The sequence below is a fragment of the Amycolatopsis sp. NBC_01307 genome (assembly GCF_035975215.1).
Classification (GTDB): domain Bacteria; phylum Actinomycetota; class Actinomycetes; order Mycobacteriales; family Pseudonocardiaceae; genus Amycolatopsis.
Map to the genome: position 1 here is coordinate 9273705 of NZ_CP108403.1, position 24896 is coordinate 9298600.

Annotated in this window: 25 protein-coding genes and 2 pseudogenes; 15 read left to right on the top strand and 12 right to left on the bottom strand. The window is 69.6% G+C overall.

Going from position 1 to position 24896, the window contains the following annotated elements; translation table 11 throughout:
* Positions 1-1572, top strand: a complete 1572-nt coding sequence (nuoN, locus tag OG439_RS41520) for an NADH-quinone oxidoreductase subunit NuoN (protein ID WP_326945927.1) — start codon at positions 1-3, stop codon at positions 1570-1572.
* Positions 1573-1619: 47 nt separating this feature from the next.
* On the opposite strand, the gene OG439_RS41525 is transcribed toward nuoN, so the two are convergent.
* From OG439_RS41525 to OG439_RS41545, 5 genes and pseudogenes are all read right to left on the bottom strand, one after another.
* Positions 1620-2345, bottom strand: a complete 726-nt coding sequence (locus OG439_RS41525; RefSeq protein ID WP_326945928.1) for an ESX secretion-associated protein EspG — start codon at positions 2343-2345, stop codon at positions 1620-1622.
* Positions 2346-2366: 21 nt separating this feature from the next.
* Complete coding sequence (locus OG439_RS41530) at positions 2367-2522, bottom strand: hypothetical protein (protein ID WP_326951823.1); 156 nt, start codon at positions 2520-2522, stop codon at positions 2367-2369.
* A gap of 930 nt (positions 2523-3452) precedes the next feature.
* Positions 3453-3710, bottom strand: a pseudogene (locus OG439_RS41535) (PPE domain-containing protein); the annotation flags it as partial.
* Positions 3710-4327 (bottom strand): DUF3558 domain-containing protein, encoded by a 618-nt coding sequence (locus tag OG439_RS41540; RefSeq protein ID WP_326945929.1) that lies wholly within the window; start codon positions 4325-4327, stop codon positions 3710-3712. The pseudogene OG439_RS41535 and the gene OG439_RS41540, both read right to left, overlap by 1 nt.
* Entirely contained in the window at positions 4327-4755 is a 429-nt protein-coding gene (locus tag OG439_RS41545) for a hypothetical protein (RefSeq protein WP_326945930.1), read from the bottom strand. The genes OG439_RS41540 and OG439_RS41545 overlap by 1 nt, the downstream gene beginning before the upstream one ends.
* A gap of 214 nt (positions 4756-4969) precedes the next feature.
* Between OG439_RS41545 and OG439_RS41550 the strand changes: the two genes are divergently transcribed.
* Complete coding sequence (locus OG439_RS41550; protein WP_326945931.1) at positions 4970-5569, top strand: hypothetical protein; 600 nt, start codon at positions 4970-4972, stop codon at positions 5567-5569.
* 161 nt (positions 5570-5730) lie between these two features.
* The gene (locus OG439_RS41555) at positions 5731-6042 is read left to right on the top strand and encodes a DUF6204 family protein (protein ID WP_326945932.1); all 312 of its coding nucleotides are present in this window, start codon (positions 5731-5733) and stop codon (positions 6040-6042) included.
* Between the two features lie 66 nt (positions 6043-6108).
* Here OG439_RS41555 and OG439_RS41560 read toward each other — a convergent pair whose 3' ends face one another.
* Together OG439_RS41560 and OG439_RS50485 are read right to left on the bottom strand one after the other, a co-directional pair.
* Positions 6109-6516, bottom strand: a complete 408-nt coding sequence (locus tag OG439_RS41560; RefSeq protein WP_326945933.1) for a hypothetical protein — start codon at positions 6514-6516, stop codon at positions 6109-6111.
* A gap of 316 nt (positions 6517-6832) precedes the next feature.
* Positions 6833-7105 (bottom strand): annotated as a pseudogene (locus OG439_RS50485) (MFS transporter); the annotation flags it as partial.
* Positions 7106-7197: 92 nt separating this feature from the next.
* Between OG439_RS50485 and OG439_RS41570 the strand changes: the two are divergent.
* The 3 genes from OG439_RS41570 (at position 7198) to OG439_RS41580 (ending at position 10333) form a co-directional block, all read left to right on the top strand.
* Complete coding sequence (locus OG439_RS41570; RefSeq protein ID WP_326945935.1) at positions 7198-7821, top strand: LysR substrate-binding domain-containing protein; 624 nt, start codon at positions 7198-7200, stop codon at positions 7819-7821.
* A gap of 116 nt (positions 7822-7937) precedes the next feature.
* The gene (locus OG439_RS41575) at positions 7938-8990 is read left to right on the top strand and encodes a polyprenyl synthetase family protein (RefSeq protein WP_305879382.1); all 1053 of its coding nucleotides are present in this window, start codon (positions 7938-7940) and stop codon (positions 8988-8990) included.
* 17 nt (positions 8991-9007) lie between these two features.
* Positions 9008-10333 carry a sunset domain-containing protein gene (locus OG439_RS41580; RefSeq protein ID WP_326945936.1) on the top strand — a complete coding sequence of 442 codons (1326 nt, stop codon included), beginning with the start codon at positions 9008-9010 and terminating at the stop codon, positions 10331-10333.
* A gap of 55 nt (positions 10334-10388) precedes the next feature.
* Here the strand turns inward: OG439_RS41580 and OG439_RS41585 are convergent, their stop codons facing one another.
* From OG439_RS41585 to OG439_RS41600, 4 genes are all read right to left on the bottom strand, one after another.
* A complete protein-coding gene (locus OG439_RS41585; RefSeq protein WP_326945937.1) occupies positions 10389-10718 on the bottom strand; it encodes a VOC family protein in 330 nt (109 codons plus the stop codon).
* Positions 10719-10831: 113 nt separating this feature from the next.
* Complete coding sequence (locus OG439_RS41590) at positions 10832-11896, bottom strand: 2-oxoacid:ferredoxin oxidoreductase subunit beta (protein ID WP_326945938.1); 1065 nt, start codon at positions 11894-11896, stop codon at positions 10832-10834.
* Positions 11893-13818 carry a 2-oxoacid:acceptor oxidoreductase subunit alpha gene (locus OG439_RS41595; protein ID WP_326945939.1) on the bottom strand — a complete coding sequence of 642 codons (1926 nt, stop codon included), beginning with the start codon at positions 13816-13818 and terminating at the stop codon, positions 11893-11895. The genes OG439_RS41590 and OG439_RS41595 overlap by 4 nt, the downstream gene beginning before the upstream one ends.
* Positions 13819-14081: 263 nt before the next feature.
* The gene (locus OG439_RS41600; RefSeq protein WP_326945940.1) at positions 14082-14846 is read right to left on the bottom strand and encodes an enoyl-CoA hydratase; all 765 of its coding nucleotides are present in this window, start codon (positions 14844-14846) and stop codon (positions 14082-14084) included.
* Between the two features lie 54 nt (positions 14847-14900).
* On the opposite strand from OG439_RS41600, the gene OG439_RS41605 reads away from it, so the two are divergent.
* On the top strand, positions 14901-15284 hold the full coding sequence (locus OG439_RS41605; protein ID WP_326945941.1) for a hypothetical protein: 384 nt from the start codon (positions 14901-14903) through the stop codon (positions 15282-15284).
* Positions 15285-15482: 198 nt separating this feature from the next.
* Here the strand turns inward: OG439_RS41605 and OG439_RS41610 are convergent, their stop codons facing one another.
* Positions 15483-15929 carry an Lrp/AsnC family transcriptional regulator gene (locus OG439_RS41610; RefSeq protein ID WP_247015250.1) on the bottom strand — a complete coding sequence of 149 codons (447 nt, stop codon included), beginning with the start codon at positions 15927-15929 and terminating at the stop codon, positions 15483-15485.
* Positions 15930-16003: 74 nt separating this feature from the next.
* Here OG439_RS41610 and ddaH point away from each other — a divergent pair, with 74 nt between their 5' ends.
* The 8 genes from ddaH (at position 16004) to OG439_RS41650 (ending at position 24878) form a co-directional block, all read left to right on the top strand.
* Positions 16004-16855, top strand: a complete 852-nt coding sequence (ddaH, locus tag OG439_RS41615) for a dimethylargininase (RefSeq protein ID WP_326945942.1) — start codon at positions 16004-16006, stop codon at positions 16853-16855.
* Positions 16856-16963: 108 nt separating this feature from the next.
* Entirely contained in the window at positions 16964-17593 is a 630-nt protein-coding gene (locus tag OG439_RS41620; protein ID WP_326951744.1) for a polysaccharide deacetylase family protein, read from the top strand.
* Positions 17594-17804: 211 nt separating this feature from the next.
* Positions 17805-18524, top strand: a complete 720-nt coding sequence (locus OG439_RS41625) for a glycoside hydrolase family 75 protein (protein WP_326945943.1) — start codon at positions 17805-17807, stop codon at positions 18522-18524.
* 75 nt (positions 18525-18599) lie between these two features.
* On the top strand, positions 18600-18872 hold the full coding sequence (locus OG439_RS41630; protein ID WP_326945944.1) for a helix-hairpin-helix domain-containing protein: 273 nt from the start codon (positions 18600-18602) through the stop codon (positions 18870-18872).
* Positions 18873-19069: 197 nt separating this feature from the next.
* Positions 19070-20386, top strand: a complete 1317-nt coding sequence (locus OG439_RS41635) for a nucleotide sugar dehydrogenase (RefSeq protein WP_247060383.1) — start codon at positions 19070-19072, stop codon at positions 20384-20386.
* 43 nt (positions 20387-20429) lie between these two features.
* Positions 20430-21572 carry a glycosyltransferase family 4 protein gene (locus OG439_RS41640; RefSeq protein WP_326945946.1) on the top strand — a complete coding sequence of 381 codons (1143 nt, stop codon included), beginning with the start codon at positions 20430-20432 and terminating at the stop codon, positions 21570-21572.
* A 109-nt stretch (positions 21573-21681) separates the two neighbouring features.
* On the top strand, positions 21682-23037 hold the full coding sequence (locus tag OG439_RS41645) for an exopolysaccharide biosynthesis protein (RefSeq protein WP_442792252.1): 1356 nt from the start codon (positions 21682-21684) through the stop codon (positions 23035-23037).
* The gene (locus OG439_RS41650; RefSeq protein WP_326945948.1) at positions 23034-24878 is read left to right on the top strand and encodes a Wzz/FepE/Etk N-terminal domain-containing protein; all 1845 of its coding nucleotides are present in this window, start codon (positions 23034-23036) and stop codon (positions 24876-24878) included. Before OG439_RS41645 ends, OG439_RS41650 begins: the two co-directional genes overlap by 4 nt.
* Positions 24879-24896 lie beyond the last annotated feature (18 nt).

Here is a 24896-nt window from a genome sequence, read left to right on the forward strand (position 1 = left end):
GTGCTCGACATCCTCCTGACCCAGGCGCCGGAACCACCGATCGCGACGCCGTCGGTCGACTACAACGCCGTGCTGCCGGTGCTGATCATCTTCGGCGCGGCCTGCCTCAGCGTGCTGGTGGAAGCGTTTGCCTCGAAGCGCTCGCGGTTCGGCACGCAGGTCGGGCTGAGCCTGGTGGCGATCCTCGCGGCCGGCGGCTGGCTGATCAAGTACGCGCTCACCGACGCGCCCGCGGGCGGCGTCAAGACGTTCAGCGGCGCGATCTCGATCGACAAGCCGGCGCTGTTCCTCTGGGGCACGCTGCTGGCCCTGGCGGTCGGCGCGGTGCTGCTGATCTCGGACCGCGTCGTCGAGCCGGGCGGCGCGCTGGTCGCGCAGGCCGGCATCCGCCCGGGCACGGTCCAGGACCGCGCGCAGACGGCGACGACCATGCAGACCGAGGTCTTCCCGCTGACGCTGTTCGCGCTCGGCGGCATGATGGCGTTCACCGCGTCGAACGACCTGCTGACGATGTTCATCGCGCTGGAAGTGCTGTCCCTGCCGCTGTACCTGATGTGCGGCCTGGCCCGGCGTCGGCGGTTGCTGTCGCAGGAGTCGGCGGTCAAGTACTTCCTGCTCGGCGCGTTCTCCTCGGCGTTCTTCCTCTACGGCCTCGCGCTGCTGTACGGCTACGCGAACTCCGTGAAGCTGGGCGACATCGCCGCCGCGGCGGCCGGTTCGGACCGCTCGGACACGCTGCTGTTCGCCGGCCTCGGCCTGCTGGTCGTCGGCCTGCTGTTCAAGGGTTCGGTCGGCCCGTTCCACACCTGGACCCCGGACGTCTACCAGGGCGCGCCGACCCCGGTCACGGCGTTCATGGCGGCGTGCACGAAGGTCGCCGCGTTCGGCGGGATCCTGCGCGTGCTGTCGGTGGCGTTCGGCTCCACGAGCTGGGAGTGGCGCGGCGTGCTCTGGGGCGTCGCGATCATCTCGATGCTGATCGGCGCGGTGCTGGGCCTGACCCAGACCGACGTCAAGCGCATGATCGCGTACTCGTCGATCGCGCACGCGGGCTTCCTGCTCATCGGCGCGATCTCGATCACCGAGAACGGCCTGTCGAGCACGCTGTTCTACCTGCTGTCGTACGGCTTCACGACGCTGGCGGCGTTCGGCGTGATCAGCCTGGTCCGCGACTCGTCGGGCGAGGCAACGCACCTCTCGGCGTGGGCGGGCCTGGCGAAACGGTCGCCACTGGTGGCCGCGGTGTTCACGTTCCTGTTGCTGGCCTTGGCGGGCATCCCGTTGACGTCGGGCTTCGTCGGCAAGTTCGTCGTGTTCTCGGCGGCGCTGTCCGACGGAATGGCCCCGCTGGTGGTCATCGCCCTGGTGTTCAGCGCGGTGGCGGCGTTCTTCTACCTGCGCGTGATCGTCCTGATGTACTTCTCCGAGCCGGCCGCGGACGGCCCCACGGTGACGATCCCGGGCTTCGGCACCGGAACGGCGATCTTCCTGGGCACGGCCGTGACGCTGGTCCTGGGCTTGGTCCCGGCATTCGCCCTGTCATGGGCGGGCGCGGGCGGCTTCGCTTCCTGAGTTCGTCTTCCAGGGCCGTCACTCTCTCGTTGAGGGTGGCGGCCCTTTCAGTTGTCCAGAAGTGCTGCGACCTTCCGCCCCAGCACGACGGGATCCCCGGGCATGACGCTGATGAACTGATCGGCCACCCCGATCCCAACCCGCCCGGCATCGACGTCGAGGTAGCCGAAAGAGCCGTCAGCTTCGACGCGAAGCCCCTCTTCCCGCTTGGCGGCGTAGAACTGCCCGATCCCGCTGTGCTTCTGTTTCACGAGCTCATCGAGCTTCTGCGCGGCCCGGCTGCGGCCCGGGGCGTCGTCGAACACCTCGCTGCCGGGCTGGTCCCGAAAGTCCTGCTGCGACAGGGAAAACGGCTTGATGGCCGCGGCCGCGCAAGGCGGCAGGTTCGCGATGAGCGCGTCGACGGGATGGGTATCAGGCGAGACACCCCGGAGCCAGACGCGCTCACCCTGACAGAGCGCGGTGACGGCGGTCCGCCCTTGCACGGCGACAAGGACCCCGATCTGTTCCCGCTGGTCCCGCGCGTAAGCGAAGAACTCGACCGCGGGCCGGTCGAGCAGGTGCAGAAGATCGTCGAACTCGGGCGTGAAGCCGTCGCCCTGGGTGAAGCCGTATTCGGAGAGCTCTTCAAAGGCCCGGCGATCAGTGTGTTCCCTGATGGACGGCGGAATGTAGCGCAACCCACCGGCGAAGACCGGATGCGGATCCCCGCAGCCCGCGGTACGCATGGCCGTGAGCAGGTTGCCGAGAGACAGTTCGGCCTTGAGCACCACGTGCTTCGTTCCTCCAGGCGCCTAAGACTTGGGCCGGCTTTCCCCGATCACGGGCGGCATGGGCTTCTCGGTGAATCCACCGAAGGTCTCGTCGGGATCGGGATTCTTCAGGTAAGGAGCGGACTTCTTCTCTTTGTCGTCATCTTTCGCTCCACGCCCGCCGGCGGGGGAGCCCATGGGCACTCCGTTGGCACCGCGAGCCCCGGCAACACCGCGGACGGCGGGTCGGCCGGGCAGGCGCTCTTCGGGAACCCGGGCGCCGGAGCCGGGACCGCGTTGGGTGATCCCGCCGGTGTTCGGGCCACTGGTGTTCGGGCTGCCGCTCCGGTAGCCGCCGGTGCCGGGCCCGCTGCCGGTCCCGGTGCGATATCCGCCGACGTTGCCTGGCCCGCTTCCAGTCCTTGATCCGGTACCAGCGCCGGTGCCGGTCCCTGGCCCGAACCCACCGGTGCCTGGTCCGAAGCCTCCGGACCCGCTGTCACCGCCGTACAGCTGGCTACCCGACCCACCGCCGAGATTGCCAAGGGACTGCCCGGTAGGCCCGAACTGATACCCCCCATCCTGAGCAGCAGCAGGCGGAACGTAGCTGTTGGCATGAGTGGTATCGAAAGCACCACTCCCAGGAGCCTGCCCCGGAACCTGATAAGACCCTTGCCCTTGATCACGCCCAGACTGGACGTCCTGGCCGTAGACGTCCCGATTCCGCCCGGCCGAGACGTCCCGATCCTGCCCGAAAACCCCGGTCTGCCCAGGATTACGAGCCCACTCACCAGCATCGGTAGCGGTCCGCCCGGTAGTGGTCTTACCCTGAGTATCCTGCCCCGGAGTAGCCAAGGAAATAGGGGCGCCGGAGTCATCAATCTGCGCGTACTGGGAAGGCATCAGCCCACCATTGGAGGCACTGGCGGAGTGATAAGCCCCAAAAGCCTCGATGTTCCCCTGACTATCAGCCTGCCACCCGGAAACCTTGGAGTTGTAGGACTGCCCATCCCCAGTGAGAACATTGTAGAGATCCCCAGAAGTCATCTCAGGCGGCCGAGGCGCAACAGGCTTGACGGAATACTTGGCAGTCCCAAAAGCATCCATCTGAGCACCAACGGCAGTCCGAGCAGTCTCGAGATGAACAGCATCATCAGCGGCAGCTTGAACAAGGGGAAGCGTGGCATCGGCAGCAGAGTCCCCAGCGCCGCCTTGCCACCCACCCATGGTCTTGGCCCGCAGAGCACTGATCCGCTGAGCCCGCTCAACCATCCGGTGAGTCAACTGCCCAGCCCCATCTTGCGCATCAGCCAGCGACCCGATGCCCGCACCACCAGTGACCTGCTCATAGATCTCCGCAGCAGTCAAAGGACCTTCGGCAACCATCAGCTGCCTCCACGAAGGTTGCTCAGCACGTCGGAAGCGACTTCGCGTGCCGCTTCACATGGGTCTTTCTTACCAATGTTGTCTTCTGACTGGGCAACGGTGATATCAACTGTTTGTTGATCGCTGGTGCCGATGGCGATCTGACACCTGCCATGATCGGCTCGATCGTCGGCGAGTCCATAGGCTGCGACCGGAAAGCCGTCCACTGGGCTGAGCGGCATGAAGAACCGATAATCGGCCTGATATACGCTGGTCAGGCCGCGCTTGTCGACGTTGTTGAAAATAATGAGGATCGAGGCTTGCGTGCCCTCATCCGGGTGGATGCTGCAGCTTGGACCCGCCGGAGAGTTCAGGTCTGGCTTGGGTGTCACGCCCGCCCCCAAAAGTCGAGTGATCTGATCGGCGGTCAACGCGTCGCAGGGTGCGTCCCTGAAATGGCTGATATCGATCGGTGATTCAACTCGGGGTATTCCGGATCCAGGTAGCTCTGTGTCCGAGTTTGATGGTGAAGTCTGGCTTGTGGAGGAACTCGAGGGAGAGGCGGTTCCGCCCTTGGTCGTCGTGCAAGCTGAGAGAAGCACTAGCGATGCGCAGAGCGGGATGAGTATGCGGCGCATCAGAGACTGCCTCCGGTTCGCTTCACTTCCGTGGTCTGAGTGTCTTCGGCGGTCGCGTACTTGCCGAGAGCGGCCCTGAACTTTTCCGCCATCGAGCGACAGTACTGGCTGCGCGCCGTCAACGTTTCGTGTAGCGCTTCGCCTGAAGCCCTCACTCGTTCGGCATTGCCTCCGCTTGCGTACTCAGTGCCCGGGCCTTCAGTTCGCTGCAGCAGTGCCGCGTAGCTCAGATCGTCTTCGAACTCGCTTGCGAGGTCGCTCCACTCCCTGACCAGTTCGTGCAGCGTCGCTTCGTCGTACTGGAACCCCGCCCCACCCCCGCCGGAGCCGGAACCCGAGCCAGGACCGGAGCCGTACGAGCCCGCGTGGGGGGTTCCGTTCGGCCCCGGTAGCTGCCAGTCCTTGCTCGGGTCGTAGACCTCACCCACGGCCCAACACCACGTCAGTCACGTCAGCTCTCCCCTAGCTTGCACAGTGCTTCACCCCGAGCACCCTGCGTATCCGACGGCTCGAACCCTACCAGGGTTCCCCATCAGCTCAGCCAGGCAAGAAACCCCAGCTCAGGGGGCCTAGGGCGTCGGCGCGCAGGATGTGTGGCCCAGGATCACCTGGCCCGTCATGCCCGATGCCAGGAGGAAGTTGATGCGCAGCATCGTCAAGCCGATGCTGCCGTCGCCCGGGAGGTTCTGGATGTTGAACACCGCGTTCGCCAGCACCGTTCCGTTCGACTTCTTGAGCGGCACGACATACCCCACCGGGACCGGGTTCGGCGGGTTCGTGATTCCGCTCATGCCGCCGTACGTCCAGCCGGCGTTCGTCTGGGTGTGTGTTGCCGTGCAGGTCACCTTGAACGTCGACAACTTGATCCGCGGGCCGCCCGCGCTCACCAGTGCCGACAGCTCGAAGTTCTTGCCCGTCGCCGTGGATGTCGTTGTCGTGGCGGACGTCTTCGGGTCCGTCACCGTCGTCGCGCAGGACGAGGTGCCGCCGCCGAACGTGATTCCGTTCTTCGACACCGTCTGGGCTGTGGCTGTCTTCGGGCCGCTCACCGAACACTGGCCTTGCACCGGCACCTTGATCGTCGCGTCAACCTTCGTGAACTCGGCGGAGCCGATCTGGGCCACGCCCGGCTGCGGCGCGGCCTGCGCCGGGACGCCCACGGCGAGTCCGGCCACCAACAGCGTTCCGGCGAGCCCCGCCCGCCTCGCGATTGTGCTGCGCATGTCGCTGCCTCCTTGCTGACCGGGAGAGCTGTCGGGTTCGGCAGTTCTTCCACGTCGTGAATATCCGCCTGTCCGACGCGTCCGTTGCGCCCGAAACCGCTGATCACCCCTTCGTGGATCATGAACCACCCGGTGGATAATCCCTTCGGTATCCGGATACAGCTCTGTATATTTACGCCCATGCCGACCTACCGCGTCCTTGTCCGGGGCAAGTTCGACCGGCCCGCGCAGGCCGTCCGCGAAAAGCTGCTCGCCCGGCTGACCTCGGACGACGCCGCCGGGCCCGTCTTCAGCGACGAAGGCTCGCTCACCTACAGTCACCACCTCGGCGGCTTCAGCTTCCGCGTCCAGGTCGACGTCGCATCGGGTGACGAAGCCCACGACCAGGCCGAGCTGATGGTCATGGAGCTGCTCGAGCGTGAGGGCTACCCGTTCCGCGACCTGGTCGTCAGCTCGACCTGCCTGGACGACGTCAAGATCCGGCGCCGCTGACCCGCGTCGTCACCACGACGGCGCCGGTCAGCACCGTGCCCGCCAGCGCGCTGCCCAGCTCGCGGGTTATGCCCTGCAGGCCCGAGCCGACGCCGGCGCGTTCGTGGGGCAGCCCGCCGCGAGCACCACCGTGGCCGAGGCGTACCACGGATACGGCGTCGCACTGTCCGCTGTGGACAGTGCCGCCAGGCCGAGCGCGACGATCACCAAGCCGGACGCCGTGAGCAGGCGGGGGCGGACGCGGCCGGCCAGCGCCACCGTCACGCGCGGGCCGAAGAACAGCGTCACGGCCATCGGGAGCAACGCCAGGCCCGCCAGGAACGGCGAGAAACCCTTGCTGTGCTGCAGGTACTGGCCGTTGAGGTAGAACATCCCGACGAACGTCGCGACCAGCGCGAGGCAGTGCGCGCGCAACGCCGGGATCGCGAACAGCCGCGGGTCGAGCATCGGGTGCGTGATCCGCAGTTCGACCACGCACCACGCGCCGAGCAGGAGCGCGGCCGCGGCGAACGCGCCCAGCGCCGGCGCTCGCCCAGCCCGCCGACGGCTCCGACGTGATGCCCAGCAGCAGCGCCACCACGCCAGCCGTGAACAGCAGCGCGATCGGCCGCGGGTGGACCGGCGTGCGCGGCACGAACAGTCCACAAAGGACCAAGACAGCCAGTGCCGGCGGTGCGACGCCGAAGAACAACGCCCGCCACGAGCCCGTCTGCAGCAGCGCGCCGCCGCCGACCAGGATGGCCAGGCTCGCCGGCATCACCGCGGCCGCGCCGACGCCGCTCAGCACGCGGCCAGCCAGCACCAGCGTGACGTCGTTCGCGCACCCGGACAGCGGTGCGCCCGCGGTGAAGGCGCCGAGTCCGCCTAGCAGAATTCCCTTGCGGCCGAGGCGATCCGCGGCCGCGCCCGCCGGGATCAGCAGGCAGGCGAAGGCGACGACGTAGCTGTCGACGACCCACGGCAGCGCCGTCGGCGACGGGTGCAGCGGGCTCGCCGACAGCAGCGGCACGGCCAGGTTGATCGCCGCGACCATGCCGACGACCGTGACGACGCACAGCGCCATCAGTGTCGTGAGCAGGCCTTGCCGGACGCGGGGGAGGGTGTGTTCCAGCCGGTCAACGCTAAGCAGGGCTAAGTACTGCGTCCAGTGCAATCTTGACACCTAAGCTTTGCGTCGAACGCCTGGTCGAACGCGCTCGCGGCATGCTCCGCGACTCCGGCGAGTTCGACCTCGCGACGCTGCAGCGGACGTTCGTCCTGCGCGCCAACGACTCCCTGGTCAGCCAGCTCGGCCCCGGCCTGATCGCGGCGGCCCGCGCCGCCGCGCCCGGGGTGCGGCTGCGGTTCGTCGCGGAGGGCGAGGAGGACGTCCAGCCGCTGCGTGACGGCCGGATCGACCTTGACCTGGGGATGATCGACCTGCCGGACTCCGAGATCGTCGTCGAACAGCGGCTCGCCGCGCAGCCGCACCTCGTGATCTCCCGCCGCGGCCGCACCGAAGCGCCGTTCGACGCGGTGCTCGCCGAGCACGGGCTGAGCCGCGACGTCGTGGCCGTCGTCCCGACGCCGACGGCCGCGTTGAACCTGGTCCTGGCCTCGGACCTGGTCTGCCTGGCCACCAGCGGCTTCGCGGCCCGCGTGACCGACGTGCGGCCGCTCCCGGTACCCGCCGACCTGCCCCTCCGGCCGATGGCGCAGGCGTGGCACCCGCGCTTCGCGAGGGACCCCGGTCACCGGTGGTTGCGCGCTCGGGTGCGCGACGCGGCCCCGACCGGCTGACGATGTCATGTTCGTCACCGTTTCCGCTGGACAGCGGGTAAACGGTGGCGCGGGGTAGCCACTACGCTCAGGGGAGAACCCGACCGGTGCACGAGTAGAGCGGAGCCGACGTGTCTGTGCCTTCCCCAGCCCCCGGGGCGGGATCCCTCCCCGCTGCGCCGGGTGGCGCCCTCGAGGACCTGCGCGCGTCGGTCGGCCTGCAGATCGCCGACGAAGCCCTGCTGCGCGCGATCGCCGCCGGGCTGGCCGACGTCGAGAAGCTGCTCCGCGACGTCGTCAGCAGCGACGTCCAGGCCGTCCACGACGCGGCGCTGCACCTGGTCGAGGCCGGGGGCAAACGCTTCCGTCCGCTGTTCACGCTGCTGTCCGCGCAGTTCGGGCCGAAGCAGGACGACCACGTCGTGATCGCCGCCGCCGCGGTCGAGCTGGTGCACCTGGCCACGCTCTACCACGACGACGTCATGGACGAGGCGGACATGCGCCGCGGCGCCGAGAGCGTCAACGCGCGCTGGGACAACACGATCGCCATCCTGACCGGCGACTTCCTCTTCGCCCACGCCTCGCGGCTGGTCGCCGACCTCGGCACGGACGCGGCGCGGATCATCGCCGAGACCTTCGGCGAGCTGGTCACCGGCCAGATGCGCGAGACCGTCGGCCCCGGACCGGGTGACGACGCGGTGGCGCACTACCTGACCGTGATCGCCCAGAAGACCGGCTCGCTGATCGCGACGTCCGGCCGCTTCGGCGGGATGATGTCCGGCGCCCCGGACGAGTACATCGAGGCGCTGCGCCGGTTCGGCGACATCATCGGTACGGCGTTCCAGATCTCCGACGACATCATCGACATCGCGTCGCCGTCCGACGAGCTCGGCAAGGCGCAGGGCACGGACCTGCGCGAAGGCGTCCGCACGTTGCCGATGCTGTACGCGCTGGCCGACCCCGGGACCGATCCCCGGCTGGTCGAGCTGCTGTCCGGCCCGATCGCCGACGACGACCTGGTCGAGGAGGCGCTGGCGCTGCTGCGGGTCAGTAGTGGACTCGAACGCGCACGCGTCACCCTTTCCGACTACGCTCAGCGCGCGCGTGCCGAGCTCACCGCGCTGCCCGCGTCACCCGCTCGTGACGCGTGCGAGTCGGTTGCCGCTTACCTGGTAGCGCGCACGCACTGAACTAGGGGCAGGGATAGATGTCCATTTTCGGACAGGTTTGGCTGTGGAGCCTGGCGGCTTTCTTCGTCGGGGCACTGCTCACCTGGCTGGTGCTGGTGCTACCGCTTCGCAAGAGCGTCCGCAAGCTGGAGAGCGCGCTGGCCCAGGCCCACGCCGACGCCGCGCGCACGCCCGCGAACGCCACCGGGCTGGCCACGCCGGGTACTGAGGTCTACACGCGACCGGAGCCGTCCTACGACGAGAGCCGGTACAACGCGAGTCCGTACGAAGAGGCCCGGCCGCAGGAGACGTCGTACCCGGGGACACTGGTCGCCGCGTCGCCGGTGAACCGCGACGACGTCCACGACGACATCGACGCGGACTTCGCGGAGCTGGACTCGCAGGTGCCGCCGCGGACCCCGCCGGTGGACGACTACCGGCCGGAGCCGGAACCGGAAGACGTCTACCCGGCGTCCGCGACCCAGGTCATGGCGCCGGTCGCGGAACCCGAGCAGGACGACCCGTACCGCGCGGCCGCGTCGGAGTACCTCAGCCCGGAAGACGACGAGCAGTACGAGCCCGCGCCGGCGCTTTCGCAGCTGGAGCACCAGCTCGAGCCGGACACTGGTGGGTCGCTGTTCCAGCCGCCGGCCGCAGCGCACGCGGCGGACCCGGACTGGTTCGACCGCGAGCCGCAGTCGCAGCGCTCGGCGTTCGAAGAGCCCATGGAGCGCACCCGCTACATCGGCGAGCACCCGGGATCGGTCCGCAAGGAAGAGCCCCAAGAAGAGCTTCAGGAAGAACTCCAGGACGACCTCTCGGACGACTTCGAGGACGAACTCCAGGACGACGAGACGCCGCAGTACGCCTTCGCCGGTGACGAAGCGGCCGGTGGCGACCTGGACGTGCCGCCGGAGACGCCGGCCGAGGCGACGCAGGTGCTGCCGAAGCGCCAGCCGCGCGGTGTGGTGCGGGGCGGTTTCGACTCGCCGCAGCCGATCCAGCCGTCGATGCGCACGGTCGAGCGCCGCGAACCCGAGCTGACCGGCGCGCACAGCGGCTCGCTGTTCGAGCCGTCGGTGCAGCCGAACCAGACGGCCGTCGGCGTTGCGCCGGACGCGCCGCCGCCCCCGCCCGCCCGCGAGTCGGCCGAGGACTCCGTCCCGCCCGGCCCGTTCGGCCCCGGTTCGGCGATGCCGCGGCCCGGTGGCGGCCGGCCCAGCGACGGCTTCGAGGTGAAGGCGAGCGTCACGGCTTTGCGGTACTGCACCGACGAGTCCGAGCAGTTCCCGCGGATGGTGGCCGAGGTCTGGTTCCGCACCGCCGAGGACGCCGAGCGCGTCGGGTTCCGCCCGCTCACCTGAGTTCCTGATCCGTGAAGGCCGTCTCGCGAACCCGCGAGGCGGCCTTCACGGCGTTTCAGGCCGCTTGGAACAGGACCAGCGCGGCGCCGCCGGGATCGGTGACGACGACCAGCGAGCCGAACGGCAGATCCGTGCGCTCGCGCACGACCCGGCCGCCCAGCGCCACGGCCTTCGCCGCGGCGTCGTCCACATCGGACACCGGCGCGTAGGGCAGCCACTGCGGCGCGCGGTCGTCGTCCGGCGCGAGTTCGGTGAGGCCGCCCCACGGAGCTCCGTCCGCGGTGAACAGCGGTCCGCCGGACTCCCAGCCCAGCAGGTCGGCGAAGAACTTCTTGGTGCCGTCCACGTCGGACGTCCGGACGTCGAAGAACACGAAAGGTCGCATGACCTGAAACTTAGGACACGTGTCCTAATTCTGGCAACCCCCTGATGCCGTGAAGGCCCCCTTCCTGGCATCTTGAGCCGGTAAGGGGGCCTTCGCGGACCTTGCCGCAGCGGTTACGCGACCGTCCAGGTGTCCTTGCCGTGGAGCAGGCCCCGCAGGTCCGGCTTGCGGGCCGCACGGGCCTCCTCGACCTGGGCGCGGGCGCCGTCGTCGTAGGTCGGGCGCTCGACCTGGCGGAGGATGCCCGTCGGGACGTGGTTCAGGTTCTGGTCGCCGAGCCGGGACAGCGCGAACGCGTACGACGTGTCGGTGATCGCCGGGTCGTGCACGACGATGTTGTCTTCACCGATGTCGGCGACCTTCGCGACGTCCAGGCCGCCCCAGTCGCTGCGCTTGACGCCGAACTCCTGGTTCGGGCCGAAGCGGATCGGCTCGCCGGCGCGTAGCGGGATCAGCCGGGCGGCGGCCTCGTCGGCGTCCTTGAGGACGTCGAACGCGCCGTCGTTGAAGATCGGGCAGTTCTGGTAGATCTCCACCAGCGCCGACCCGCGGTGCTCCGCCGCGGCCTGCAGGACCTCGGTGAGGCCCTTGCGGTCCGAGTCCATCGCGCGGCCCACGAACGACGCCTCGGCGCCGATCGCCAGCGACAGCGGGTTGAACGGCGTGTCCACCGAACCCATCGGGGACGACTTGGTGACCATGCCCGGCCCCGACGTCGGGGAGTACTGGCCCTTGGTCAGCCCGTAGATCCGGTTGTTGAACAGCAGGATCTTGATGTTCACGTTGCGGCGCAGCGCGTGGATCAGGTGGTTGCCGCCGATGGACAGCGCGTCGCCGTCACCGGTGACGACCCACACCGACAGGTCCGGCCGCGTGGTGGCCAGGCCCGTCGCGATCGCCGGCGCGCGGCCGTGGATCGAGTGCATGCCGTAGGTGTTCAGGTAGTACGGGAACCGCGACGAGCAGCCGATCCCCGAGACGAACACGATGTTCTCGCGCTTGAGGCCGAGGGTCGGCAGGAAGGACTGGACCGCGTTGAGCACGACGTAGTCGCCGCAGCCGGGGCACCAGCGGACCTCCTGGTCCGACTTGTAGTCCTTGGCCGTCTGCGGTTCGTCGGTGGTGGGCACAAGGTCCAGACCGCCGAGAGTGGGCAGACCGATGTCGATTGCGGTCACTTCGCCGCCTCCGTAGCAATGCCGGTGATGATCTCCGAGAACAGGTTCTGCAGCTCTTCGGCCTTGAACGCCATCCCGGCGACCTTGGTGTGCGAATGGACGTCCACCAGGTACTTCGCGCGCAGCAGCAGGGAGAGCTGACCGAGGTTCATCTCCGGCACGACGACCTTGTCGTAGGCGCGCAGGACGTCGCCGAGGTTGGCCGGCAGCGGGTTCAGGTGCCGCAGGTGGGCCTGGGCGATCGGCATGCCGAGCTTGCGCACCCGGCGGCACGCGGCGCCGATCGGGCCGAAGCTGGAGCCCCAGCCGAGCGCGAGCACCCGGGCCTTGCCGCCGCTCGGGTCGTCGACCACGACGTCGGGGACGTCGATGCCGTCGATCTTCGCCTGCCGCAGCCGGACCATCTTGTCGTGGTTGTCCGGGTCGTAGGAGATGTGCCCGGTCCGGTCGGCCTTCTCCAGCCCGCCGATGCGGTGCTGCAGGCCGGGCGTGCCCGGGATCGCCCACGCGCGGGCGAGCGTCTCGGGGTCGCGGACGTACGGCCAGAACTCGCCGGAGTCGTTGTCCGAGTTGGGTTCGGTCGCGAACTCGACACGCAGGTCGGGCAGCGTCTCGACGTCGGGGATCAGCCACGGCTCGGAGCCGTTCGCGATCGCGCCGTCCGAGAGCAGCAGCACCGGCGTGCGGTACTTCAGCGCGATCCGGGTGGCCTCGACGGCCGCGTCGAAGCAGTCCGCCGGCGACAGTGGCGCGACGATCGGCACCGGCGACTCGCCGTTGCGGCCGAACATCGCCTGCAGCAGGTCGGCCTGCTCGGTCTTGGTCGGCAGGCCGGTCGACGGGCCACCGCGCTGGACGTCGATGACGACCAGCGGCAGCTCCATCATCACGCCGAGGCCGATGGTCTCGGACTTCAGCGCGACACCCGGGCCGGACGTCGAGGTGACGCCGAGGGCGCCGCCGTAGGACGCGCCCAGTGCGGCGCCGATGCCGGCGATCTCGTCCTCGGCCTGGAAGGTGAGGATGCCGAAGTTCTTGTGCTTGGACAGCTCGTGGAGGATGTCCGACGCCGGGGTGATCGGGTAGGTGCCGAGCAGGATCGGCAGGCCGGACTGCTGCCCGGCGGCCACGAGCCCGTACGCCAGCGCCGTGTTGCCGGTGATCTGCCGGTAGGTGCCCAGCGCCAGCTTCGCCGGGGCGACCTGGAACGTCGTCGCGAACGACTCGGTCGTCTCGCCGTAGTTCCAGCCCGCGCGGAAGGCCAGGATGTTGGCCTCGGCGATGTCCGGCTTCTTCGCGAACTTCTCGCGCAGGAACCGCTCGGTGCCTTCGGTCGGCCGGTGGTACATCCACGACAGCAGGCCGAGGGCGAACATGTTCTTGCAGCGCTCGGCGTCCTTCTTGCCGAGGCCGGTGTCGGCGAGCGCGCCCTGGGTCAGCGTCGACATGGCGACCCGGTGCACCTGGTAGGGCTCGAGCGTGTCGTCGTCCAGCGGGTCGGTGGCGTAGCCGACCTTCGTCAGGTTCCGCTTGATGAAGTCGTCGGTGTTGAGGATGATCGTGCCGCCGCGCGGCACGTCGGCGACGTTCGCCTTGAGCGCGGCGGGGTTCATCGCCACCAGCACGTCCGGCCGGTCGCCGGGCGTGAGGATGTCGTAGTCGGCGAAGTGGACCTGGAACGAGGAGACGCCGGGGATCGTGCCCTGCGGGGCGCGGATCTCGGCGGGGAAGTTCGGCATCGTCGACAGGTCGTTGCCGAACGCGGCCGCTTCGGACGTGAAGCGGTCGCCGGTCAGCTGCATCCCGTCACCCGAGTCGCCCGCGAACCGGATGACCACCCGGTCCAGCTTGCTGATCTCGGTGGGCCTGGTCGCGGCGAGCGAGCCGTGACCAGCGCCGTTGCCGTTCGCACTCGTGCTCATGGGTCAGGGATTCCCTCTCTCCCGACGTTGCGGCCTTCGGTCGCTCTGCCCGGTGTCATGACAGTCGGGACACCAGGCCCTATCACGAGGTTAGCTCGCCCTTGACCACGATGTTCCCAGTGTCCCGAGTCCCGGACGACCTCTTCGCTGCGCTAGTGGTTCTTCTTTGCTGGTCCGACAAATACCTGTAACTGATGGTAACGGTTAACTGTCACGAGGCGTTGTGACGCGCATCTCCCGCGTCACGTCCACGTGGTGAGAACTCACGGGCCGGACCGGATCCGGGCCCGCATCGCCGCCAGCCGCTCGGCGAACTCCGGGGACGCCAGCGACGCCAGCTGCGGCTCGATCTCGACGTCCACGGCGTCGGCGTGCGCGGCCAGCGAGGCGGTCGCCCGCAGGCTGCGCTTGGTGGCCAGCAGGGCCTCGCGCGGCGCGGCGACGGCCGGAGCCGCCAGTTCCCGCGCGGCGGCGAGCAGGTCGTCGTGCCCGCCGTCGACCACGCGCAGCGCCAGCCCGGCGCGCGCGGCCGCCTCGGCGTCCAGGGGCTGCCCGAACAACGTCATGGCGGCGGCCTGCTGCGGGCCGGCCAGTCGCTGCGTCATCCACGTCATCCCGCCGCCGGGGTGCAGGCCCAGCTCCAGGAACCGCGCGACGAACTTCGCGCGCGGCCCGGCCAGCCGGACGTCCGCGGCGAGGGCGAGGTTCAGCCCGGCGCCGACGGCCGCGCCGCCGACCGCCGCGATCGTCGGCAGCGTGCAGCGCGCGACGGAGAGGAAGCCTTCGTAGATGGCGCGCAGGCCGGCCTCGTCGGCCGCGCCCAGCGCGGAGAGGTCGGCCCCGGCGCAGAACGCCGGCGGGGTCCCGGTGACCACGACGGCGTGCACCGACTCGTCCCGCTCCGCGGCCGCGACGGCGTCCGCGAGCTGCGAAGACAGCGCGAGCGTCAGCGCGTTGCGGCTGCCGGGCGCGTCGACGGTCAGCAGGGCGACGCCGCCCGCGTGCTCGCTGACGATGCTGTCGGTCATGGGAGTAAGGGTGGCACGAGGCGGTCGTCGCCTTGCTCGGGTATGACTGGAGGGATGGGGGAACTGGTCGGAGCCCTGGTCCGGGGGTTCATCGTGCTGGCGGGAAACGTCCTGACGATGATCGACACGGCCGAGCTCTTCGGAGCCCGTCGCCGATCGGCGCGACAGAGGGCGTTGAGCCGAGGCGAGCAGGCGAAGATCCCGTGCGTCCTACGCGACCCGACCCTCACGGACGGCCGAGAGCAGCAGGGCAGGCTCCTCGTGGGGCCGGGCCACGTCCAGTGGCTGGCCCCGGGGCAGCCGCCGGCGCCGTTCGAGCCGGGAGAGCTGACGATGCAGGCGGTGGACGAGCAGGCGGTCACGTTCAACGCGGGCCGCACGGAGCTGCGCCTGCACCCGGACGAAGCCCCGGCGGTGCTCCGAGCCCTGGGCAGCTGAGCTGCCGAAACTGTCGGTACCCGCCGCTACGCTGGAAGACGGGGGGCGCCGCCCCGCGCAGTTTCGCGCGACCGGCCTTCGAGCAGCCGGGAGGCGCGGCCAGCGCCGGATCCCGGGCCCGGCGAGCGGTGGATTTCGGTCAGTGGACGCTTCCGTGATCTTCGCGCTGCGGCAAAACACGACTGCCGACCGGCCGCGTCACGCCTCCGGCGTCGGCGGGCGTTCGAGCAGCCGGGACAGCACGACCGTCGACACCGTCCGGTCCACGATCTCCAGCCCGCGCAGCCGCTCCAGCGCCGTCTCCAGGTGGTGGATGTCGGCGGCCCGCAGGTGGACGATCGCGTCCGCCGCGCCCGAGACCGTGTACGCCGCGACCACCTCGGGCAGCGGTTCCAGCCGCGCGCGGATGCGCGCCGGTGTGATGTTGCCCTGGCACGTGACCTCGACGAACGCCTCCGTGCCCCAGCCCAGCGCCTCCGGGTCGACGACCGCCGTGAAGCCGCGCAGGATGCCGGTTTCGAGCAGCCGGTCGACCCGTCGTTTGACCGCCGGCGCGGACAGCCCGACGACCTTGCCGATCTCCGCGTAGCTCGATCGGGCGTTCGCCACGAGGCACGAAACGATTCGCTGGTCGATGGTGTTCACACGCAACACTTAGCACAGATACGCGCAGCGAACAGCGATTGATTGCGAGTTTCGGCCTCGCTTACCCTGCTTTCATGCAGGGATCACAGCCCTTGGCCGCTCGCGTACCGACCACCCGCCGATACCTGATGTGCCCGCCGCGGTTCTTCGCGGTGGACTACGTGATCAACCCCTGGATGGACCCGACCCAGCCGGTCAGCGCGGACGTCGCCGTCGCGCAGTGGACCGAGCTGCGTGACACCTACCGCCGTCTCGGCCACACCGTCGAGGAGATCGACCCGCAGCCGGGGCTGCCCGACATGGTCTTCGCCGCGAACTCCGGCACGGTCGTCGACGGCCGCGTCCTCGGCTCGCGGTTCCGCGCGCCGCAGCGCACCGCCGAGGCCGAGCACTTCCGCCGCTGGTTCGTCGAACACGGCTACCGCGACATCACCATGCCGGAGAAGATCAACGAGGCCGAGGGCGACTTCGCCTGGACCGGCGGCCTGCTGCTGGCCGGCACCGGTTTTCGCACCGACCCGGCCGCGCACGCCGAGGCGCAGGAGGTCCTCGGCGTCCCGGTCGTCTCGCTGAACCTGGTCGACCCGCGCTACTACCACCTCGACACGGCGTTGTTCGTGCTCGCCGAGGCGACCGACACGACGCGCGCGCAGATCGTCTACTACCCGGCGGCGTTCTCCGCGGGATCACGCCGCGTGCTCAAGCGGCTGTTCCCGGACGCCGTCCTCGCGACCGCCGCCGACGCCGAGTGCTTCGGGTTGAACGGGGTGTCCGACGGCCGGAACGTCGTCCTCCCCGTCGAGGCCACTCGACTGGGTGAACTGCTCGCCGAGCGTGGGTACGAGCCGGTCTACGTCGACATCTCTGAGCTGCGGAAAGCCGGCGGCGGGCCGAAGTGCTGCACGCTGGAAATCCGGAAAGGCTGATTGCCGGAAAAAGGGTGTAACTCACCCGTTTGCTTCCGCGATTAATCGGGGTAACAGCTCGACTACTCGCGGTGGCAGGGGGTGGAAGCGGTGGCGGTGAACTTCGCCATGCACGGGATCGGCCGGCCGGCTCGCCAGCTCGAGCCGGGGGAGAACGAACGCTGGGTGACGGTCGAGCAGTTCGACCGCATCCTCGACGCGGTCGAGGAACGCGCGGACGTCCACCTGACCTTCGACGACGGCAACGAGTCCGACGTCGAGATCGCGCTGCCCCGGCTCGTGGAGCGCGGGCTGACGGCGGAGTTCTTCCCGCTCGCCGGCCGTCTCGGGCAGCGCGGCTACCTCGACCACGACGCCCTGCGCGACCTGGCTCGTGCCGGCATGGAGATCGGCTCGCACGGCTGGGAGCCACGCGACTGGCGCCGCCTCGACGACCGCCATGCGCGCCGGGAGCTGACGGACGCCCCGAAGCTGCTGGGCGACCTGTGCGGCCGGCCGGTGCGGCGGTATTCGCTGCCGTTCGGCGCCTACGACCGGCGGGTGCTGGACCGGTTGCGGGAGGCGGGCGCAACGCGGGTGTACGCGAGCGACGGCGGCGAAACCAGCCGCGATGGGTGGCTGCAGCCGCGAACGGAGCTGAGACATGACCTCGACCAGGAGTGGCTGGACGGCGTGCTGTCCGGCGGCCGCCGGAGGGGACAGTGGATGCGACGGCTGTTTCGACGGGCAGACGGTTAGTCGGTATAACCGTCAGCCCGTCTTCCCGGTGGCCGGAACACGTCCCGAGCCGGTTCGCTGCGGCCGCGTCCGGTGAGCAGCGTTTTCGTCAAGTCCCGCCGGATGCTGGGAAATTCTCGTACCTCTGGGTCTTGAACCCGTCACCGTCCGGGGTGCATCCTGTGTGCTCGCCGCCGTAAGGAAAGTTTCCTAACTAAAGGGAGCACCAGGTATGCGGAAACTGATCCTGCTCGCGACCATGGCGCTGGCCGCGGCCGTGATGCCCTCGGCTCTCGCGTCGGCCGCCCCGGCTCCGGCTCAGGCCACCTCGGCGCAGACCGCCGCGGCGCCGGCCGCCGTCGAAGCCGGTCCGACCGCGGCGCAGCTGCTGGCCAAGACGAACAGCTGCACCCAGATCTCCAACGGCAAGTACAAGACGGACGAGGACGTCTCGGCCAAGACGGTCGCCGTCTGTGACGCCAATGGCGCGGTCTTCTGGAAGGCCGACATGGACATCGACTGCGACGGCCAGCGCACGACGCAGTGCAACGAGGACACCGACTGCTGCTACCAGGACGACACGGCGTTCCACCAGTCCGACGGCAAGCCGCTCAGTGCCGCGAAGCTGCCCTACATCGTCGTGCCGAGCTCGAGCAGCATCTGGAAGTACACCTCGTCGCAGCTGAAGGGCGGCGGCTCCTGCGCGGTGATCTACAACGGCAAGATCGAGTACGCGGTCATCGGCGACACCGGCCCGACCCAGATCATCGGCGAAGCCTCCTACGCGACGGCGAAGGATCTCGGCATCAACCCGGACCCGTCCAACGGCGGCACCGACTCCGGTGTGACGTACATCTGCTTCAAGAACTCGACCGTCTCCCCGATCGAGAACCACGCCAATGCGATCAGCAAGGGCGAAAGCCTCGCCACGACTTTCGTGAACAACAACTGACGCACGGCACCGCACGACACAGCCGGGGCCGATCCGTACAAGACACGGGCCGGCCCCGGCTGCTGTGCTGGGTCCATGAGCGAACTGCTGAAGCTGGCCAACATCGGCCCGGCGATGGTCCGCGACCTGACCCGGCTCGGCATCACCGAACCCGCCCAGCTCGCCGGGCGCGACCCGGTTGAACTGTACGAACGCCTCTGCGCCACCGACGGCCGCCGGCACGACCCCTGCGTGCTCGACACCTTCATGTCGGCGGTCGACCAAGCCGACGGCGCGCCGCCCCGGCCGTGGTGGACGTACACCCCGGAACGGAAACGGCTTCTCGGGGATCTTTCCGGGGGCCGCTGACGAGAACTGCGCCGAACGCGTTGCCCGTCCACCTGCAAGATGCAATTCCGGGGCGAATCGAGACGCGATTCTTACCGGAAAACTGTTGCGCCTCACGGCCGTCTCACGCATTACCCCGTTCGCGGCCCTCGCGGTAACGATCCAGGGGGGCTCGCCGACCAACTCATGGGTCGCGTGGGAAAAGCGGAGGTTTTGGCGTGAAGATCAGTGTCTTCGGGCTTGGTTATGTCGGGTGTGTCTCCGCCGCGTGCTTGGCGGGGCAGGGGCACCGGGTGGTCGGCGTGGACGTCAACCCGGTCAAGATCGACCTCATCACCGCGGGCAACGCCCCGGTGGTCGAGGAGCGGATCGGCGAGCTGACCGCCGAAGTCGTCGCGAGCGGGGCGCTGAGAGCCACGACCGACGTCGCGGAAGCCGTCGCCGACAGCGAGATTTCGCTGGTCTGCGTGGGTACGCCGTCGGCGCCGAACGGCAGCCTCTCGACGGTCTACCTCGAGCGCGTCGCCGAGGAGATCGGCGAGGCGCTCGCGAAGAAGACCGAGCGGCACACGGTCGTGTTCCGCAGCACGATGCTGCCCGGCACCTGCCTGGACCTGCTGGTCCCGATCTTGGAGAAGGCCTCGGGCCGCACCGCCGGGGTCGACTTCGGTGTCGCGGTGAACCCCGAGTTCCTGCGCGAGGGCAGCAGCGTCCGCGACTTCTTCGACCCGCCGAAGACGGTGATCGGCGAGTTCGACGCGCTCAGCGGTGACGCCGTCGCGGCGCTCTACGAAGGCCTGCCCGGCGCCGTCTTCCGCGTGCCGATCCCGGTCGCGGAGATGACGAAGTACGCCGACAACTCCTTCCACGGTCTCAAGATCGGGTTCGCGAACGAGCTCGGCTCGATCTGCCGCGCGCTCGGCCTCGACTCGCACCAGGTGATCGACGTCTTCCTCGCCGACACCAAGCTCAACATCAGCCCGGCCTACCTCAAGCCCGGGTTCGCGTTCGGCGGCTCGTGCCTGCCGAAGGACCTGCGCGGGCTGGTCTACGCCGCGCACCGCGCCGACGTGAAGGTGCCGATCCTGTCGCACGTGCTCAGCTCCAACGAAGAGCACCTGCAGCGGGCGTTCGACCTGGTCGCGCGCACCGGGAAGCGCAAGGTCGGGCTGTACGGGCTGTCGTTCAAGCCGGGCACCGACGACCTGCGCGAGTCGCCGCTGGTCGAGCTGGCCGAGAAGCTGCTCGGCAAGGGCTACGACCTGAAGATCTACGACGCGAACGTCAGCCTCTCGCGGCTGATGGGCGCCAACCGCGAGTACATCGAGGGCCGGCTGCCGCACCTCGGTTCGCTGCTCGCCGGGTCCGTCGAAGAAGTCATGGACCACGCCGACGTCGTGATCGTCGGCTGCAAGGACCCGGACGTGCTGGCGGCGCTGCCGCACGGCGGCGACCGGGTGCTGATCGACCTCGTCCGCCTGCCCGACGCCGAGAAGCGTCGCCTTGAAGAGGGATACGCCGGCCTTGCTTGGTAAAACACAGTCTGGTAAAGCGCTCATCCTCGTCGAAAACCTTTCCGTGCCCTTCGACCGGCGCGTCTGGCAGGAGTCCACGACCCTGCGCGACGCCGGGTGGGAGGTGCACGTGATCTGCCCGCAGGGCACGAAACGCGACACCGAGGCCGAAGCCGTCATCGACGGCGTCCACATCCACCGCTACCCGCTGAAGGCCGCGACCGGCGGCCCGGCCGGGTACCTGCAGGAGTACGGCAGCGCGCTGTGGCACACGCTGCGGCTGGCCCGCAAGGTCGGGCCGGTCGACGTCGTGCACGCCTGCAACCCGCCGGACCTGCTGTACCTGGTCGCGAAGGTGCTCAAGCGACAGGGCGCGAAGTTCATCTTCGACCAGCACGACCTGTGCCCCGAGCTGTACCTGTCGCGCTTCGACCGCGGGCAGGACCTCCTCTACCGCGGGGTCTGCGCGCTGGAGCGCGCCACCTACCGCGCCGCCGACGTCGTCATCTCGACGAACGAGAGCTACAAGCAGGTCGCCCGGATCCGTGGCGGCAAGCGGCCCGAGGACGTCTACGTCGTGCGCAGCGCCCCGGTCGTCGAGCGGTTCCACGAGGTCCCCGTCGAGCCCGAGCTCAAGCAGGGCAAGCCGTACCTGCTGGCCTACCTCGGCGTGATGGGCCCGCAGGACGGTGTCGACTACGCCCTGCGCGCGCTCGCGAAGCTGCGTGACGACGTCGGCCGCACCGACTGGCACGCGGTGTTCGTCGGCTCCGGCGACGCCTTCGACGACATGGTCGCGCTCTCGGCGAAGCTCGGGCTGGCCAACCAGGTCGAGTTCACCGGCCGGATCTCGGACGAGGACCTGGTCCGGTACCTGTCCACCGCCGACGTCTGCCTGTCGCCGGACCCGCTCAACCCGCTCAACGACGTCTCCACGATGAACAAGGTCATGGAGTACATGGCGATGAGCAAGCCGATCGTTTCGTTCGAACTGCGCGAAGCGCGCGTATCGGCCGGCGACGCCGCGGTGTACGCCCCGGCGAACGACGAAGCGGAGTTCGCGGTCCTGGTTTCGCGGCTGCTCGACGACCCCGAGGAGCGGGTCAGGATGGGTAAGCTCGGCCAGGCCCGGGTCGCGGGCCCGCTGTCCTGGGAGAACTCGGCGAAGGCCCTCCTCGCCGCGTACGAGCACGCACTCGGTTCCTGATCGCCGTTCGGTCAAGAAGTCACCGGACGTGTAACCAATGGTCCCGGCCGGACGACGGATCGGGTAACCGGCCGATCCACTGAAGCCGTTCGGCGTACTCGCCCCAGGAATGGAGATCCCGCCGGTGACTGACGACACGGTGCGCCTGAGCCTGATCGGGCAGGTTCTCCGCCGGCGCTGGCGGCTGCTGGTGGCCCTCGCCGTCCTCGGAGCGGCGGTGGGCGCCGGCGCCTCCGTCCTCTTCTCGCCCGGGTACCAGACCTCGTCCAGCGTCCTGCTGCAAGGACCGCGCCAAGCGGACGAGCTGCTCACCCAGGCCGAGGTCGCGACCAGCTCGGTCGTGCTCGACCGCGCCGCCGCGCAGCTGCAGTGGCACCCGACCGGCGCCGACCTGAAGAAGCAGGTCACGGCGTCGGTGGCGAATGGCAACGTCGTCACGATCACCGTCTCGGCGGACACCGCCGAGCACGCCCAGCAGCTCGCCGACCAGGTCGCGCAGCAGTTCGTCAAGTACTCCGGGCAGCTGGCGAGCAACTCGGCGGACGCCTCGGTGCAGCTGGCCCAGGAGCAGCGCGAGACGCTGCGCCAGCAGGTCCAGCTGACCACGCAGAAGATCAGCGACCTCGCCAAGACCGTCGGCGGGGACCTGACCGTGGAAAGCGTCCAGGTCCGCACGCAGCTCGAAGGCCTGCGGACGTCGCTGGAGCAGGCGATCAACGACCTGAACCAGGCCGACCTCGCGACCGGTGTCGGCAACACCGTGGTGCTCGGTCCGTCCGAGCGCCCGGCCGGCCCGGCCGCCCCGACGATGACGCAGCTGGCCGCCGGTGGCGCGGTGCTGTTCTTCCTCGTCGGCGTCTTCGGCCACCTCTTCACCGCTCGCGCCGACCGGCGGCTGCGGGGTGAGCCGGAGATCGCGTCCGCGCTCGGCTCGCCGATCCTCGCCGGCGTCGACGTCCCGACGCCGGAGGGCGACCGCCTCCCGGCGACCGGCCTGTACGGCAAGGTGCGGCGCCTGCTCGGCGGCGACCGGCCGTGGGTGCTGCCGCCGGTGGCGACCTCGGCCGACGACGTCAACCGCGACATCCGGTACCGCCGGGTGCTCGCCAGGCTGGCCACCGGCCCCGCCGACATCCTGCTGCTGATCGCCGACGACGACGAGACGGCCCGGCTGGCCGCGACGCAGCTGGCCACGCTGGCCGACCGGATGTCGCTGCCGCTGCGCATCCAAGAGGTCAGCCCCGGCCGCCCGACCGTCCCGGACGCCGGTGGGAGCTCCGGGGTGCTGGTCGTGCTCAGCACCGCCAGCCGCACCGCGTGGGAGCTCGTCTCGCTCGCCGAGGCCTGCTCGGAAGCCGGGCGGGAGATCGTCGGCGCGGTCCTCACCCATCCCGTCCGGCCGCGTGAGCCGGTCGCCGAACCCGTGGCGGAAGCCCCCGAGAAAGCCTTGGCAGGTTCGGCGTGACGACTACAAGCGAAACTCCGGCTGCTCCGCTCGTCGATCTCCAGCGGCTGTTCGTCACCATCCGCCGTCGCAAGCGGCTCTGGCTGGCCACGGCGCTGCTCGGGCTGATCGCCGGGGCCCTGGTCGCGATCCTGCTGCCGGCCCCGCCGACCGCCGTCGCCAAGGTGATCGTGGTCCACCAGGACGACTCGCCGACCGACAGCGGCACGCTGATGCGCACCGACGTCGCGGTGCTGTCGACGACCCAGATCGCCGAAGGCGCGCTGAAGAAGCTCAACAGCACCGAATCGTCCGAAGAGTTCATGAAGAACTACTCGGGCCTGCCCGTGACGAACAACGTCATGCAGATCACCGTCAAGGCCAAGAGCGACGGCGAGGCCGTCGCGCAGGCGCAGGCGCTGGCCGACACGTTCATCGCCGACCACGTCGAGCGCAGCCAGGCCGCCGCGGCCGCGCAGTCGAAGGCCATCCTCGACCAGCGCAAGAACGCCCAGGACGAGCTGACGAAGGTCGACGCGCAGATCGCCGACGAGACCGGCAAGGGCCGCAACGCGAACGCCAGCACGCTCGAAGGCCTCTACGGCCGCCGCGCCGCGCTCGCGTCGCAGGTTTCGGACTTCGACTCCCGCGCCCAGCAGGCCGGCATCGGCAGCCCGCAGGTCGCGGCCGGTACCCAGATCGTCGACGCGCCCCGCGCGCTGCCCAAGGCGTTCCTCAAGACGACGGCGACCAACGCCGGCATCGGGTTCGCGCTGGGCCTGGCGCTCGGGATCGCGTTCGCCGCCGTCGGCGCGGTCTCGCGCGACCGGCCGGTGCTGCGCCGCGAGATCTCGACGCACCTCGGCGCGTCCGTGATCGCGCAGCTGCCGTCGAAGCGCCGCGGGCCGTCCCGGCTGTGGCGCCGCTCCCGGGCCGTTTCCGAACGCCGTCGCGTCGCCACGACGCTGGTCCGCGCGATCCAGAAGGACATCACCGAGGTGTCGCTGCTGGAGCTCGGCGCGCCGAGCGTCACGGCCGCGCTCGCCCTCGACGTCGCCGAGCAACTCGGCGAGGACGGCCGCGCGAGCGTCGTCGACGACCTGCCGGGCGAGGACGTCCGGAAGCTGGCGGCCGAGACCCAGAGCGAGGTCGTCGTCCTGGGCGTCGGCGACCCCGATGCCGAGCCGGGCGAACGCCGCGTCGGCGTCGGCACCATCTCGCCGGGCACCGCGTGGACCGACCTGGAGCACCTCGGCGCGGAGACCGTGCTGGTCGTCAAGGCCGGGCACGCGAACACGCTGTGGCTGCACACGGTCGCGCGGCAGCTGGCCGACCAGGAGATCTCGATCCTCGGCGTGGTGCTGGTCGACCCGGACCCGCGCGACAAGTCGGACGGGACGCTGTGGGACGGCCTGCACACCGCGTTGCGCGGCCGCGCCGGGCTGACACCCGCGGCACCGAAGGTCGCCGACGTCGAGCGCGAGGACCGCATCGACGAGCTGGCCGCCCGGGTCGCCGAGCGCGTCGCGCTGGTGGATCCGCCGACGCGCAAGTTCGCGCCGGTCCGGCCGATGGTCCCGCAGGTCGCCAAGCCGCTGCCGCCCAAGGCGCCGAAGCCGGATCCGAAGCTCCCGGAGCCGGGCAAGGTCAGCGTTCCGCACGCGGACGCGCCGACGAAGAAGTTCGCCCCGGTCAAGCCGAAGCGGCCGACGCCGTTCAAGCGCGACCACGGCGAGCCGACACACCAAGGCGAACTGAACGCCGAGCTCGAGTCCGAAAAGAGCGCTGTGACAAGCGGGGCTTCGCCCCGGACCGGGGGCTTCGCCACCCAGACCCCCGAAAAGAGCGCCGAGGTCTCCTGACCTCGGCGCGCCGCGACG

What these genes read in the sequence shown, in the direction of transcription:
- OG439_RS41530 (WP_326951823.1), bottom strand. Translation starts at nt 2,522, where the DNA reads ATGGGCTCCCCCGCCGGCGGGCGTGGAGCGAAAGATGACGACAAAGAG.
- OG439_RS41540 (WP_326945929.1), bottom strand. Translation starts at nt 4,327, where the DNA reads ATGCGCCGCATACTCATCCCGCTCTGCGCATCGCTAGTGCTTCTCTCA.
- OG439_RS41550 (WP_326945931.1), top strand. Translation starts at nt 4,970, where the DNA reads ATGCGCAGCATCGTCAAGCCGATGCTGCCGTCGCCCGGGAGGTTCTGG.
- OG439_RS41555 (WP_326945932.1), top strand. Translation starts at nt 5,731, where the DNA reads ATGCCGACCTACCGCGTCCTTGTCCGGGGCAAGTTCGACCGGCCCGCG.
- OG439_RS41580 (WP_326945936.1), top strand. Translation starts at nt 9,008, where the DNA reads ATGTCCATTTTCGGACAGGTTTGGCTGTGGAGCCTGGCGGCTTTCTTC.
- OG439_RS41585 (WP_326945937.1), bottom strand. Translation starts at nt 10,718, where the DNA reads ATGCGACCTTTCGTGTTCTTCGACGTCCGGACGTCCGACGTGGACGGC.
- OG439_RS41595 (WP_326945939.1), bottom strand. Translation starts at nt 13,818, where the DNA reads ATGAGCACGAGTGCGAACGGCAACGGCGCTGGTCACGGCTCGCTCGCC.
- OG439_RS41600 (WP_326945940.1), bottom strand. Translation starts at nt 14,846, where the DNA reads ATGACCGACAGCATCGTCAGCGAGCACGCGGGCGGCGTCGCCCTGCTG.
- OG439_RS41605 (WP_326945941.1), top strand. Translation starts at nt 14,901, where the DNA reads ATGGGGGAACTGGTCGGAGCCCTGGTCCGGGGGTTCATCGTGCTGGCG.
- ddaH (WP_326945942.1), top strand. Translation starts at nt 16,004, where the DNA reads ATGCAGGGATCACAGCCCTTGGCCGCTCGCGTACCGACCACCCGCCGA.
- OG439_RS41620 (WP_326951744.1), top strand. Translation starts at nt 16,964, where the DNA reads ATGCACGGGATCGGCCGGCCGGCTCGCCAGCTCGAGCCGGGGGAGAAC.
- OG439_RS41625 (WP_326945943.1), top strand. Translation starts at nt 17,805, where the DNA reads ATGCGGAAACTGATCCTGCTCGCGACCATGGCGCTGGCCGCGGCCGTG.
- OG439_RS41630 (WP_326945944.1), top strand. Translation starts at nt 18,600, where the DNA reads ATGAGCGAACTGCTGAAGCTGGCCAACATCGGCCCGGCGATGGTCCGC.
- OG439_RS41645 (WP_442792252.1), top strand. Translation starts at nt 21,682, where the DNA reads ATGGAGATCCCGCCGGTGACTGACGACACGGTGCGCCTGAGCCTGATC.